At 74.2% G+C, this 12,538-nt stretch carries 12 protein-coding genes; 4 read left to right on the top strand and 8 right to left on the bottom strand.

The window, feature by feature from the left end; all coding sequences use genetic code 11:
* Window positions 1–153: 153 nt before the first annotated feature.
* From ACZ60B_RS41660 to ACZ60B_RS41685, 6 genes are all read right to left on the bottom strand, one after another.
* Entirely contained in the window at window positions 154–1,011 is an 858-nt protein-coding gene (locus tag ACZ60B_RS41660; RefSeq protein WP_469396967.1) for a GntR family transcriptional regulator, read from the bottom strand.
* Between the two features lie 149 nt (window positions 1,012–1,160).
* On the bottom strand, window positions 1,161–2,330 hold the full coding sequence (locus ACZ60B_RS41665) for a serine hydrolase domain-containing protein (RefSeq protein WP_469396971.1): 1,170 nt from the start codon (window positions 2,328–2,330) through the stop codon (window positions 1,161–1,163).
* Window positions 2,331–2,483: 153 nt separating this feature from the next.
* Complete coding sequence (locus ACZ60B_RS41670; RefSeq protein WP_469396974.1) at window positions 2,484–3,452, bottom strand: acetylxylan esterase; 969 nt, start codon at window positions 3,450–3,452, stop codon at window positions 2,484–2,486.
* 107 nt (window positions 3,453–3,559) lie between these two features.
* Window positions 3,560–4,147 carry an Rv1733c family protein gene (locus tag ACZ60B_RS41675; protein ID WP_469396976.1) on the bottom strand — a complete coding sequence of 196 codons (588 nt, stop codon included), beginning with the start codon at window positions 4,145–4,147 and terminating at the stop codon, window positions 3,560–3,562.
* Window positions 4,148–4,408: 261 nt separating this feature from the next.
* Complete coding sequence (locus ACZ60B_RS41680; RefSeq protein WP_469396993.1) at window positions 4,409–5,185, bottom strand: ferredoxin reductase; 777 nt, start codon at window positions 5,183–5,185, stop codon at window positions 4,409–4,411.
* A 28-nt stretch (window positions 5,186–5,213) separates the two neighbouring features.
* Entirely contained in the window at window positions 5,214–5,819 is a 606-nt protein-coding gene (locus ACZ60B_RS41685) for a sulfite oxidase-like oxidoreductase (protein WP_469396978.1), read from the bottom strand.
* Window positions 5,820–6,145: 326 nt separating this feature from the next.
* On the opposite strand from ACZ60B_RS41685, the gene ACZ60B_RS41690 reads away from it, so the two are divergent.
* Window positions 6,146–6,895 carry a GNAT family N-acetyltransferase gene (locus ACZ60B_RS41690; RefSeq protein ID WP_469396981.1) on the top strand — a complete coding sequence of 250 codons (750 nt, stop codon included), beginning with the start codon at window positions 6,146–6,148 and terminating at the stop codon, window positions 6,893–6,895.
* Window positions 6,896–6,908: 13 nt separating this feature from the next.
* Here ACZ60B_RS41690 and ACZ60B_RS41695 read toward each other — a convergent pair whose 3' ends face one another.
* Complete coding sequence (locus ACZ60B_RS41695) at window positions 6,909–7,352, bottom strand: MarR family winged helix-turn-helix transcriptional regulator (protein WP_469396984.1); 444 nt, start codon at window positions 7,350–7,352, stop codon at window positions 6,909–6,911.
* Between the two features lie 369 nt (window positions 7,353–7,721).
* Between ACZ60B_RS41695 and ACZ60B_RS41700 the strand changes: the two genes are divergently transcribed.
* Window positions 7,722–8,546 carry a putative protein N(5)-glutamine methyltransferase gene (locus ACZ60B_RS41700; protein ID WP_469396995.1) on the top strand — a complete coding sequence of 275 codons (825 nt, stop codon included), beginning with the start codon at window positions 7,722–7,724 and terminating at the stop codon, window positions 8,544–8,546.
* 39 nt (window positions 8,547–8,585) lie between these two features.
* Here ACZ60B_RS41700 and ACZ60B_RS41705 read toward each other — a convergent pair whose 3' ends face one another.
* Window positions 8,586–10,664, bottom strand: a complete 2,079-nt coding sequence (locus ACZ60B_RS41705) for a SpoIIE family protein phosphatase (RefSeq protein WP_469396986.1) — start codon at window positions 10,662–10,664, stop codon at window positions 8,586–8,588.
* A gap of 329 nt (window positions 10,665–10,993) precedes the next feature.
* Here ACZ60B_RS41705 and ACZ60B_RS41710 point away from each other — a divergent pair, with 329 nt between their 5' ends.
* Together ACZ60B_RS41710 and ACZ60B_RS41715 are read left to right on the top strand one after the other, a co-directional pair.
* Window positions 10,994–11,884 carry a hypothetical protein gene (locus tag ACZ60B_RS41710; RefSeq protein WP_469396989.1) on the top strand — a complete coding sequence of 297 codons (891 nt, stop codon included), beginning with the start codon at window positions 10,994–10,996 and terminating at the stop codon, window positions 11,882–11,884.
* A gap of 186 nt (window positions 11,885–12,070) precedes the next feature.
* Window positions 12,071–12,439 (top strand): hypothetical protein, encoded by a 369-nt coding sequence (locus ACZ60B_RS41715; RefSeq protein ID WP_469396991.1) that lies wholly within the window; start codon window positions 12,071–12,073, stop codon window positions 12,437–12,439.
* Window positions 12,440–12,538: the final 99 nt, after the last annotated feature.

Here is a 12,538-nt window from a genome sequence, read left to right on the forward strand (position 1 = left end):
GTCAGCCGGGCATTACGGTGGGACACGAAGACCTCCGTGCGGTGCAGTCCTAGACAGCTCCACCACACCGGAGGTCTTCGCCATGATCAAGCCCAACGAGTGTCAACAACGCTCGTGATCAATACACCTAGGACCGACCGCGGGTCCGGGCCGTCAGCCGGCCGCCGGCACCGTGAACTCGTACACCAGGGCGTCCTGCCGCGCGTCCACGACCAGGTCCGTGATCTCCAGCGGACGCGCGTACTGGTCGTGGACGCGCCGGGTCACCCGCATCGAGGGCGCGCCGTCCAGCCGGGTGATGGAGTCGCGGTGGTGCAGGGTCAGGCCCGCCCTGCGCATCCAGTCGTAGGCCCGGCGGAGCTGGGCCGCGCCGGTGCCGTCGGCCCGGTCGCGATAGCGGCCGAGCTCCGCCACCTCGGACAGCGCCACGGCGGAGAACGAGGTCACGGCCGAGCGTCCGCCGCCCCCGTCGGCGGCGGCCCACTCGTAGCGGTGCACGAGGGTCGGCCGGTGCGGGGCGAGGCCCAGGGCGTGGGCGTGGTCCGGCGGGGGCGGCTCCCAGGTGACGGTGGCCCGGTCGACGGCGCCGGGATCCGGGCTGCGGACGCCGACCGGGAAGGCGAGCGAGGCCGGGTCCTCCAGCGGGCGGCCCGTCAGGGCGGCGTGACTGCCGCGCCGGTCGGTGGAGACCAGACCGTCGTGCCGCAGCACCTCCAGCGCCTGCCGGACGGTCAACCTGCTGACGCCGAAGCGCTCGGCGAGCCGCCGCTCGCCCGGCAGGCGTTCACCGGGCGGGATGGTGCCGTCCCGCAGTTCGCCGAGCAGTGTGGTGGCGACCTGCCAGTACAGGGTCCCGCCTTCGGCCGGTGTCCGGTTCTCGGGTCGTGTCCGGTTCTCGGGTCGCGCGCGGTTCTCCGGTCGCGCGCGGCTGTCGGTCCGTGCGTGGTCCGCGGTCGGCGTGCGGTCGCCGGTTCGCGGGTGGGCGGGGTCGTGGGGGGTGGTGCGGGCCATGCCGCGCCTCCTATGGTGACAAGACGTAGCCGTGCGAGCTCATTGCGCGACCAGATCTACCATTGGTCTAAACCAGCTGGGAAGGTCGGTCCGCAGGTTCGGCCGAAACCGACCCACGCGCCTCACCCGCCACAGCGCCCCACCCGGCCTCAGAGTGCGCTGTACGCGGCCTCGACCAGCGCCGTCTTCCGCGGGTCGTCGGCGATCCTCGACCCCATCCGGTTCATGACGTATCCCAGGGACAGCCCCGCCTCCGGATCGGCCAGGCCGCAGGACCCGCCGAAGCCGTCGTGTCCGAGAGCCCGCGGGTTGGGCCCGTAGGAGCCGTTCGGGCCGCTGAGCCACAGCCCGAGTCCGGCCTCGGTGTCATGGGCGAAACCGGCCCCGATGACCAGGTCGCGGCAGCCGCCCTGCCCCTCGCGCACCCGCTCGGCCGCCTCGGGGGACAGGACGCGGTGACCGTCGAAGGCGCCCCGGCCCGCGAGGATCCCGTACAGCGTGGCGACGGCCCGGGCCGTGCCGTGCCCGTTCGCCGCGGGGATCTCCGCGGCCCGCCACTCGGGCGAGTTGGCCTCCGCCGCGCCCATCGGCGGGTTGGTCAGGGCGGCGACCGCCACGGGCGCCAACTGGCTGAAGGCCGCCGCCCGTTCGCTGCTCGACGCGGTCGGCGGAGGTACCAGCTCGGCCGCCCGTCCGGCCTCCTTCTCCGGCAGCCCGACGGTGAAGTCGACGCCCAGCGGCCCGGTCACCTCCCGTTCCAGGAACGCGCCCGGCAGCAGCCCCGACACCCGCCGCACCACCTCCCCGACCAGATGCCCGAAGGTCAGCGCGTGATACCCCGACCGGGTCCCCGGCTCCCACCACGGCTCGGTCGCCGCGAGCCGGCGGGTGGTCAGCTCCCAGTCGTAGAACTCGGCGGGAGTGTGCCGCTCGCGCAGGCCGGCCAGGCCCGCGCGATGCGACAGCAGATGCCGTACGAGCACCCGCTCCTTGCCCGCCGCCGCGAACTCCGGCCAGTACGCGGCCACCGGCGCGTCGAGGTCGAGCAGCCCCCGGTCGGCGAGGACGTGCGCGCACAGGGCCACCGGCCCCTTCGTCGTCGACCACACGTTGACCAGGGTGTCCCGCTGCCACGGCCGGGTGCGCGCCGGGTCGGCCCAGCCGCCCCACAGATCGACCACGGTCCTGCCGTCGAGGGTGACGGCCACCGCGGCGCCCAGCTCGCCCCGCTCGCGGAAGTTCGCCTCGAACGCCGCGCGCACCGCCGCGAAACGCGCGTCGCAGTGGCCGTGGACCCGTGGCTCGTGCTGCTCGGGCATGTGTCCTCCGTCGTCCGCCGGAACGCCGGGCCGCACCGCCGCGGCCCGGGCCCCAAGAACGTACCGACTGGTCGGACTGGAGGGAAGGCCGTCCGAGGCTACCTGTGTTTTTGCCCGGCGGCTCGGGCGGCGGCCTGTGTCCCCGCCCAGTGCTCAGGCGTACGACCGCAGCCAGCGCACCTTGGCCGCTTCCTGGTAGGGGCCGCCGCCCTCGTGGTCGTTGAAGTCGTACACCTCGATCGCCTTGGCGTCGTGCGCCCAGGCGTTGAAGGCCGCGAAGACCGTCGAGGGCGGGCAGGTCTGGTCCTCCAGGGCCGCCGAGAACAGCGCCGGCGCCCGGCCCCGGGCCGCGAAGTGCACGCCGTCGAAGTAGGACAGGGTGCGCAGGGCGTCCTCGCCGCGGCCGCGGTGCGTCTTGAGGAAGAGGCCGATCTCCCGGTAGGGGTGACGGTCCGTCAGCGTGGCCGCGCGCGGGAAGTCGCACAGGAACGGCACGTCGGGGGCGACCGCGACCAGGTCCGGGACCAGGCCGCCCACCGCGAGGGTGATGCCGCCGCCCTGGCTGGCGCCGAGCGCCACCGTGCGGGCCGCGTCGGCCAGCGGGTGCGACCGGGCGGCCTCGACGGCCCGCACCGCGTCCGTGAACACCCGCCGGTAGTAGTAGTTCTCGGGCGCGTCGATGCCCCGGGTCATGAATCCGGGGTACGCGGGCGCCCCGCCCACCGGGTCGGCGGTGCCACCGCCGCCGCCCCACGCGCTGCCCTGGCCGCGGGTGTCCATGACGAAGTGGGCGCGGCCCGTCGACGCCCACAGCAGGTGCTCGTGCGGCAGGCCGCGCCCGCCGCCGTACCCGACGAACTCCACCACCAGCGGCAGCGGCTCCTCGGCCGCGGCGGGCAGCGTCAGCCAGGCCTTCACCGGGTGGCCGCCGAACCCGGCGAACGTCACGTCGTAGACCCGCACCGTGGAGAGGCCCGTGTCGACCGGCTCGAAGCGGGCGTCCAGGTCGTGCTCGCGCGCCTGCTGCAACGTCTTCGACCAGAAGGCGTCGAAGTCCGCCGGCTCGGTGGACTCGCTGCGGTACTCACGGAGCTCGTCGAGAGCGAGGTCGAACAGGGCCATCGAGAACCGCCTTCGGTGCGAACGGAGCGTACGGTTGATCACACCGTACGTGCGCGCGCCGGGCGGGCGCCAGGCCCCGTGAAACGGTTCAACGGGGCGGGCCGGGCTCACGACTGGTGACGTCGTGTCCACTCCGGCTCGGTGTGCGCCCAGTCCCGTTCCCACTCGGTCATCCGGTGCCGCATGGCCACCCGGCGGATCACGCCCTGCCCGAGGAGCACGAGGGCGGCGGCGCCGCCCGCCGCGCACACCCCCGAGGTGAGCGTGTGCTGCCAGACCGCCGTCCGGCCCTGCGGCGGCCCGACGCTGCGCCCCTGCGCGTCGAACCACACGTCGACCATGTCACCGCGGAGCGTCCCGGCCGGCACCCGCGCCATGGCGCTGCGCACCCTGCCGTCGTCGTCCGTCCAGCGCACGGGCACGTGATAGGTCTGCCGCCGTCCGGCGTCCACGGACGGCAGGGTGTCGGGCGTCCGCCCGGTCACCTCGGCGCGCACCCGATGGCGCTCCGCGCGCTGGGCGGCGCCGAGCGCCCGCGCCTCGCCGTGCGCCCACCAGCCTGCGGCCGCCCCGGCCAGGGGTGCGCCCAGGCACAGCAGGACGGTCATGAACAGTGCCGTCCACACCTCGACGACGTCCGAGCGCCGCCGCAGCGCACTGCGCCGCAGGCGCCGCAAGCGTATGCGGGTTCGCATGTCGGCCGACCTCCTCGCCGTCAGCGGTGCCGAGGGGGCGGAGGGAAGCCGTACCCGTCGGCCGGTGCGCCACTCCTTCCGTGCAGCGTGCGAGAGCCACAGGGGGTTGTACCCCATTCGGCGGATATTGATCCCAAATCTGTACATATCGGAATCGGAGGCGACGTGAGGCGGGGCGTAGGTGAGGCGGAGGCAGGATGGGGGCTGCTGCTCGGGGCCCTGGAGGGCCCCTCGCAGAAGAGGCCGGCAGCCGGCCCGGCGTCAGCCGAAGCGTTCGATCCGGATGCGGTCCACCGGCTGGCCCGCCGCCACGAGCAGCCGCGAGGCGTGCTCGGCGAAGGCGTTGGAGCCGCACACATACGCCTCCCACCCGCCGTCGGGACGTTCGGCCAGCAGCGGTGCCACATGGGCGGCCGTCATGCGACCCACCGGCACCCCCGCGGGCGCGGTCCGGGTGAACACCGGCGTGGTCTCGGTGCCGTACTCGCCCGCGTAGATGAGCTCCCGCGGACCGCGCGCCGACACCAGCAGCCGCAGCGGCACCGACAGGCGGCGCTCGCGATGGTGGCGCACCATCGACATCAGCGGTACGACGCCGGAGCCGGCCCCGATCAGCAGGGCGGGCCGGTCCCCGGGCCAGGCGAAGAAGCCGCTGAGCGGGCCGCGGACCTGTACCTGGTCGCCGGGCCGGGCCTCGGTGTGGAACCAGCCGGAGACCTCGCCGCCCTCGACGTGGTCCAGGGTCAGCTCGATGTGCCCCGAGCGGTCCGGTGCCGAGGCGATCGAATAGTGCCGCTGGGCCACGTACCCGTCCGCGGCGGTCAGCCGCAGCATCAGGTGCTGCCCGGGCAGGTGCCCCGCCCAGGCGGGCACCGCGAACCGGAACGTGGCCGCGCGCGGGGTCTCCCGCCGGATCTCCGTGAGCGTGGCCGTCCGCCACTCGGCCGACGCCTCACCGGCGTCGATGCGGCCGGGCACCGCGAAGCGCGTGGGCGGAACGAACCCCGTCCGCGCCGTCGTCGTCGCCGTCTCGGTCACTGCCGTCGTCTCGGTCACCGTCGTCGTCTCAGTCACCGGAGTACCGCTGCTCTTCCCAGGGGTTGCCGCGCGCGTGGTAGCCGTTCTGCTCCCAGAAGCCCGGCTCCTCGTGGTCGAGGAGGGTCAGCCCGGCGATCCACTTCGCGCTCTTCCAGAAGTACAGGTGCGGCACCAGCAGCCGGGCCGGACCGCCGTGCTCGGCCGCCAGCGGTCGCCCGTCGTACTCGAACGCGATCCAGGCGCGCCCGCCGGCCAGGTCCGCGAGCGGCAGGCTCGCGGTGTAGCCGGTGTGCGAGTAGGCGACGGCATGGGTGGCCGACGCGTGCGGGCCCACGGCCGCCAGGAACGTGTCCAGCGACACGCCCCCGAACCGCACCCCGAACTTAGACCAGCTCGTCACGCAGTGGATGTCGCCCTCGTAGGCGGAGGTCGGCAGCGCGTGCGCCGCCGCCCAGTCCCAGGTGTGCGGCCGCTCCACCAGACCGTCCACCCGGAAGGTCCAGTCCGCGGCCGCGAGGTCCGGCGTGACCTCGGCGGACAGCACGGGCCAGTCGTCGCCCGCGTCGTACTGACCGGGTGGCAGCCCCGGATTGTGGACGCGAGGGCGCCCGGTGAAGCCTCGGGTGACGTTCATGGGGGAGACGGTGCCTGCCTACGAGCTGATGCGGACGGATCGCTTGCTCATTCAACGGTACGTGCAAGCCGGACCCGCCCCGCACCGGCCCGGCCGTCCCGGTACCGGCCGGGAATAGCGGACCGGAGATCGTCCTTGCACGTGACGTGCCCCGTGCCGGTCGCCCGCCCGACCGGTGGGCCCGCGACAGCGCAGAAAGACAGCGAAGGAGAGTGGGAGCAGATGCCGAAGGCGTGCGTCGTCACGAGGTACGGCGACCTCCGGACCGGTACCGGGACCGTCACCGGGAGCGGGGCGTCGGCCGAGGCCGTCCCGGAGGCCGCCGCATGAGCACCGCTCGCCCCACGGACACCGCCGGACCGGCGCGACCGCACGTCCTGGACAACCCCGCCCGCGCCGCCCTCACCGGCCCGCACGCCCACTTCGCCGAACGGCACGGCCGGGTGCTGCGCTACCCCGTCGACGTCACGCCCTGGCTGGCACTGTCCGACGAGCCGGACGCCGACGACTGGGCGGATCTCGCCGCGCTGGCCGGCCCCGGGGCCGAGGTCCCGCTGCTCGGCTTCCGCGGACAGGTCCCGCCCGACTGGGAGATCACCTTCCACATGGCGGGTGTCCAGCTCGTCGACGACGGCCTGGCCGCCGCCCCGGACCCCGAGGCGGTGCCGCTCGGTCCCGCCGACGTGCCCGAGATCCTCGACCTGGTCGCCCGCACCCGGCCGGGCCCCTTCGAGCCCCGCACCATCGAAATGGGTTCCTACCTGGGCGTACGGCGTGGCGGAGCGCTCGTCGCCATGGCGGGGGAGCGACTGCGCCCGCCGGGGTGGACCGAGATCAGCGCGGTCTGCACCGACCCGGCCGTACGCGGCCAGGGCCTGGCGAGCCGGCTGATCCTGGCCGTCGCCCACGGCATCCGCGAACGCGGCGACACGCCGTTCCTGCACACCGGTGCGGACAACGCCGGCGCCATCCGGCTGTACGAGTCGCTCGGCTTCCGGCTGCGGATGCGGACGGCGTTCCTGTCGGCGCGCGTGCCGGAGCGGATGACGGAGGAGCGGGCGGTGGCGGTGGCGTAGGGCGCCCGGCAGCTCAGTCGCCCTCGGCGGCCGGCGTCGTACCCGCTGCGTTGTAGCGCTCCAGGTACCCGGCGAACCGCTCCAGATCCTCCTCCGGCCAGTCCGCGAGCCGCTCCCGGAAGGCGGCCCGGCGCCGGTGCGTGACCTGGAGGAGGATGCCGCGCCCGGCCGCGGAGAGATGGAGCACCTGGACCCGGTGGTCCTCCGGGTCCTGCCGGCGCTCGATCAGACCGGCCCGCTCCAGCGCGGCGACCTGGCGGCTGACGGTGGACTTGTCGAGGGCGTAGTGGGCGGCCAGGTCGGTGGCCCGGCAGCCGTCCATCTCCTCCAGATGGCCGAGCAGCGTGTACGAGACGAGCGACAGCTCGGGGTGCATCCGGCCGGCCGAGGCGCGGGCACGACGGGCGAAGATCGTCATTTCCCGCTGGATGGTCTCCACGGCCTCGGTCGCTGTCACCTGATCTCCCTCGCGCGCCTCTCCCTCCCCCACTGGTTGCATAATACAACCGGCTCGCGAGGGGGCGACCCGAGCCGAACGCCCCCGAGGGGCCGAGGGGGCCGACGCGTTCGAGAAGGCCGACGTGTCCGAGGGGACCGAAGAGGCCGAGAGGGCCGTTCGGCGCGCATCGCTGCGGTAGGGTAGCCGTCCGGCTGCGGACCGCCACAGCCGACGCGGACCGAGGAGGTGGGACCCATTACCGCTTGTCAGGTCGGGTGCTCTCACCTCGCCACCATGGCACGGTCCACCGACCGCGGCTGACCGCGAGAGCGCCCTTCGGCTTCCGAAAGGCTCTCGGCTTCCATGCCTTCCTCCCTTCCCCCGCCCATGCACGTGCCCTCGTCCTCCCCGCTGCGCCCCCGGACCGTCGCCGCGCTGCGCGCCGCCGGATGCGTCTTCGCCGAGGACGAGGCGGAGCTGATCCTCACCACCGCCCGGACGCCGGACGAGGTCACCGCCATGGTGGACCGCCGCGTGTCGGGACTGCCCCTCGAACACGTCCTCGGCTGGGCCGAGTTCCACGGTCTGCGCATCGCCGTGGAGCCGGGTGTCTTCGTGCCCCGCCGCCGTACCGAGTTCCTCGTCGGCCAGGCCGTCGCCCGGGTCCCGCGGGCCGCCGTGGTCGTGGACCTGTGCTGCGGTTCCGGCGCGGTGGGCGCGGCGCTGGCCGCCGCCCTGGGACCGGTGGAACTGCACGCCGCCGACATCGACCCGGCCGCCGTGCGCTGCGCCCGCCGCAATGTCACGGGTCGCGTCCACACGGGTGACCTCTTCGAGGCGCTCCCGGACGGACTGCGCGGCCGTGTCGACGTGCTCGCCGCCAACGTGCCCTACGTTCCCACCGGCGAGGTGGCGCTGCTGCCCGCCGAGGCGCGTGAGCACGAGCCGCTGACCGCTCTCGACGGCGGCGCCGACGGACTCGACCTGCTGCGACGTGTCGCCGCCGGGGCGCCCGACTGGCTCGCCCCCGGCGGCTGTCTGTTCGTCGAGACCAGCGAGCGCCAGGCGCCGGCGGCCGTGGAGGCCTTCACCCGTGCCGGGCTGACCGCCTCCCTCGTCGAGTCGGAGGAGCTGTACGCGCACGTGGTGATCGGGACCAGGGCCGTCCGGGCGGCGGGCGTCGGGCACGCCGTCGCGGGGCGGCCCGGCTGACGGCACCCGACGGGCCCCGGGCGCGTGTCCCCTGACCGGTCAAGGTTCCTGTCGTGCCCGGGCGACCAGCAGGGCGACGTCGTCGTGGTTGTCGGGGTGGTGCAGGGTGTCCAGCAGGTGGTCGCACATGCTTTCCAGCGGGCGCGCCGGGTCGTCGAGCAGGGCGAGCAGCATGGCGAGGCGTTCGTCGAGGGAGTGCCGGCGCGTCTCCACGAGCCCGTCGGTGTAGAGGACGAGCTGGTCGCCGGGCGCGAAGTCGACGGTGACGGTGGTGAACTCGACACCGCCCACGCCCAGCGGTGCCCCGGTGGGCAGGTCGAGCAGTTCCGGGGCCCGGCCCGGCCGGAGCCGGGCCGGTGGCAGGTGTCCCGCGTTGGCGATCCGGCACTCCCGCCGCCGGGGGTCGTGGACGACGTAGACGCAGGTCGCGATGTAGTGGTCGAGGCCCGCCGTGATGCGGTCCAGGTGGGTGAGCAGGACGGCGGGGTCGAGACCGAGCGAGGTCAGCGTGTTGGTCGCGGTGCGCAGCCGGCCCATCGTGGCGGCGGCGCTGATGCCGCTGCCCATCACGTCGCCCACGACGAGCACGGTCCTGGCGCCGTCCAGCGGGATGACGTCGAACCAGTCGCCGCCGACCTCGGTGGTGGCGCCCGCGGGCCGGTAGCGCGAGGCGACCTCCAGGCCGCCGGTGACGGCGGGGTGGCTGGGCAGCAGGCTGCGCTGGAGGGCCAGCGCGGTGTTGCGGGCGCTCTGGTACCAGCGGGCGTTGTCGATCTGCACGGCCGCCCGGGAGGCCAGCTCGCGGGCGAGCAGCAGATCGTCCTCGCCGAACGGCAACGGATTGCGGACCCGCTTGAGGTCGAGCGCGCCGAGCACCTCGCCGCGGGCGATCAGCGGCACCGCCAGATACGAGTGGACGCCCGCCCGGGCCAGCAGCTCGGCCGCCGCGGGGGAGCGGGCGATGCGCGGCAGGTCCTCGTCCTTGACCTGCGCCACCATGACCGCCTCGCCCGTGCGGACGCACTCCGTGACGAGCCGGTCGGGTCCGTACCGGGCCACCTGGCCGGCCGGGTCGGCCGCCGCCAGCGCCTCCGGAGCGTCCTGCGCCTGCACGGCCAGCGCCCGGATGACCGCCGCCTGCGCGGGGCCCAGACTGCTGGGGCGGCCCTCCACCACCGCCTCCAGCAGGTCGACGGCCGCGATGTCGGCGAGCTCCGGCACGGCGACGTCGGCCAGTTCCCGAGCCGTACGGTCCAGTTCCAAGGTGCTGCCGATCCGGGCCGTGGCGTCGGCGATGAGGGCCAGCCGCCGCCGCGCGGCCTCCGCCTCGACGCCCGCCCGGTACTGCTCCGTGACGTCGATGGTCGAGGCGGCCACCCCCAGCACGGTCCCGCGGGCGTCCTCCAGCCGGTACAGGGACATCGCCCAGGCGTGGTCCTCGTCCGGGTCGGCCGGGGTGCGGCCCATGATCCGGCGGTGGGCAACCGGCCGTCCGGTCCGCAGCACCTGACGTGCCTCGGACTCCAGGGCGTCGGCGTCCAGCAGCGGCAGCACCTCGTGGAACGTCCGACCGAGGTGCTCCTCGGCCGGGACGCCGTCGAGCCGCTCCAGCGCCGGGTTGACCGACACGAACCGCAGTTCGGTGTCGAGCACGGCCAGCCCGGTCGGCGACTGCTCCACCATCCGTGCCGTCAGCGCCACGTCCCGCTCCAGCCGGCGCACGGTCGACCGGTCGGTCGCCAGCCCCAGGGCGTAGACATCGCCCCGGTCGTCCAGCAGTCGCATGTTGCGGAACTCCACGAGCCGGGTGGTGCCGTCCTTGCGGCGGATCGGGAAGGCGCCGGCCCAGCCCTCGCCGGTGGCCATGACGTCGGCGAACAGCTTGACGACCATGTCGACATGCTGTTCGTGCACCATCACATGGGCCGCGTACCGCCCCAGCGCCTCCTGCGCCGGATAGCCGAAGAGCTCCTCGGCCTGCGGGCTCCACAGCGCGATGCGCCCCTCGGTGTCCAGCACCACCGAGGCCACGTTGAGCACGTCGAGCAGTCCGCTCGGCTGTTCCGGCCCGCGCACGGGCTCGCCGTCGCGGTCCGCCGGTGATCCGGCTGCATCCATCAAACGCACCGCCTTCGGGCGTCCGCGCGGCAGGTCGGTCTCGATGCCGACTCCCCTGTTCTACCGCGCACAACCCCTTCTCCTACGCCTCCCGGGCCCTCCTCCACCATCCCTCGACACGGACGGATCGTCTGCCGGAGAGAAAACCGCGCGGAGTGTCCGGACGGGCACGAGGGGTCGCCGAACGGACGACGGGCGTTCCGGTACGGGACGACGAGCGTTCCGGTACGGGACGGCAGCCGTTCCCCGTGTTGGTCTGTACATGGCGAAAGTAGGACGGAAGACTGTCCGCCGAAACGCGTCCCCCACCCCCACGGAGGAGCCGTCCCATGCCCCTGCGCCTGAGTCCCGCCCGGCGACGTCGTCACGCCGCACTGACGGGCCTGGTCGCCCTCGCCACCGCCGGCGTCGTCGCGCTGTCCGCCGCCCCGCAGGCGGCGGCCGCCGACACCTGGACCGAGGTCGGCTCCGACCGCGCCGACCCGCTCACCGAGAGCCAGGGCCTGACCTCGGTGGAGGTCCCCGCCGGAAGCCCCAACCACTACACGGGCATCGGCACGATCCCCATCGGCGTCTCCAGCCGCGGCTGGAACCATGTGGGCGACCCCGACGCCTCGTACGACGGCCACTACGTCGAGCCCTACCAGCGGGACTCCGGGGGCGCGAAGATGTTCCGGGTGCAGGCGCCGGGCGGCGGCTGGTCGGAGTACGTCCACACCCTCGGCTCCGGTGAGGCGATGAACAACTCCTGGGTCGCGATCTCGCCGGACGGCCAGTGGATGCTGTCGGGCGAGTACGGCACGATGACGCGCTTCCTGGTCTTCCCGACCCCGGGCGTCAACCCGGCCACCTCGCCGTCCGCGAACCTCCCGCAGGTCTCGACCGTCGACCTGGACCACCCGGTGCGGGACGTCCAGGGCTGCGACTTCACCACCTCGACCCAGCTGCTGTGCTCCTCCGACGACCCGGCGGGCACCCTGTTCGGCGTCACCAAGCCGCTCCTCCAGGTCGACCTGTCCGGTCAGGCGAACGGCACGTCCGACGTCTCCGGCCACGTCACCGCCCTGCGCCAGCTGCCGCTGCGCAGCTCCTGCTCGGGCACGTTCGAGGCGGAGGGCGTCGACTACGACCGCCGCACCGGCACCCTGCGGGTCATCGTCGTCTCCCCGGGCTTCTGCGTCCTGACCGACAGCAAGACGTACCGCTTCACCCGCGGCTAGGTCTCCCGGGACCCCGGGACCGCGGGACCGGGTGGGGGCCGTCCGCCGCTCTGCGGGGCGGCCCGCTCCCGCCCCGGGGCGGCGCCGGTGGTCCGTGCCGACCGGTGGTGCTTTTCTGGGGGAGAGGGTCGCGGTGTCGCGGGGAACCCGTGGTACCCACACCCCGCCAGGAGAGGAGCGACCACGATGGACAGGGAAGAACCGCACCCGCAGTCCGTCTCCGTCGAGATCAGCGACTGCACCAAGGAGGACGCCCGGATCGTGTTCGACACGCTGTGCGCGTGCTTCGAGTCCGACCGGTGCGCCGAGGACGTACCGCAGCAGATCCACGAGACGCGGCCCATGGTCTGGCTCGGCACGTTCGACGTGGCCGACAGGCACGGCTGCGACAGCCCGCCCCGGCTCGCCGGGTCCGTCACGGCCGACGTGCAGGGCGGCTACTGGGCGATCGACCGCATCCGGATGACCCTGGACGACCTGTTCGCCGTGCACGAGCTGAGCGGGGCCTCGGGCGACCAGGAGCGGGAGCTGCACATCCGGCTGAGGAGCAGGTGACCCACGCCCCGGACCGGGGGTGGGCGCGGGGGGCGGCCCCCCCCCCCCCCCCCCCCCCCCCCGCCCCCCCCCCCCCCCCCCCCCCCCCCCCCCCCCGGG

Source organism: Streptomyces sp. NPDC104096 (assembly GCF_055584385.1).

What these genes read in the sequence shown, in the direction of transcription:
- ACZ60B_RS41660 (WP_469396967.1), bottom strand. Translation starts at nt 1,011, where the DNA reads ATGGCCCGCACCACCCCCCACGACCCCGCCCACCCGCGAACCGGCGAC.
- ACZ60B_RS41685 (WP_469396978.1), bottom strand. Translation starts at nt 5,819, where the DNA reads ATGAACGTCACCCGAGGCTTCACCGGGCGCCCTCGCGTCCACAATCCG.
- ACZ60B_RS41710 (WP_469396989.1), top strand. Translation starts at nt 10,994, where the DNA reads ATGCCCCTGCGCCTGAGTCCCGCCCGGCGACGTCGTCACGCCGCACTG.
- ACZ60B_RS41665 (WP_469396971.1), bottom strand. Translation starts at nt 2,330, where the DNA reads ATGCCCGAGCAGCACGAGCCACGGGTCCACGGCCACTGCGACGCGCGT.
- ACZ60B_RS41705 (WP_469396986.1), bottom strand. Translation starts at nt 10,664, where the DNA reads ATGGATGCAGCCGGATCACCGGCGGACCGCGACGGCGAGCCCGTGCGC.
- ACZ60B_RS41700 (WP_469396995.1), top strand. Translation starts at nt 7,722, where the DNA reads ATGCACGTGCCCTCGTCCTCCCCGCTGCGCCCCCGGACCGTCGCCGCG.
- ACZ60B_RS41670 (WP_469396974.1), bottom strand. Translation starts at nt 3,452, where the DNA reads ATGGCCCTGTTCGACCTCGCTCTCGACGAGCTCCGTGAGTACCGCAGC.
- ACZ60B_RS41690 (WP_469396981.1), top strand. Translation starts at nt 6,146, where the DNA reads ATGAGCACCGCTCGCCCCACGGACACCGCCGGACCGGCGCGACCGCAC.
- ACZ60B_RS41715 (WP_469396991.1), top strand. Translation starts at nt 12,071, where the DNA reads ATGGACAGGGAAGAACCGCACCCGCAGTCCGTCTCCGTCGAGATCAGC.
- ACZ60B_RS41675 (WP_469396976.1), bottom strand. Translation starts at nt 4,147, where the DNA reads ATGCGAACCCGCATACGCTTGCGGCGCCTGCGGCGCAGTGCGCTGCGG.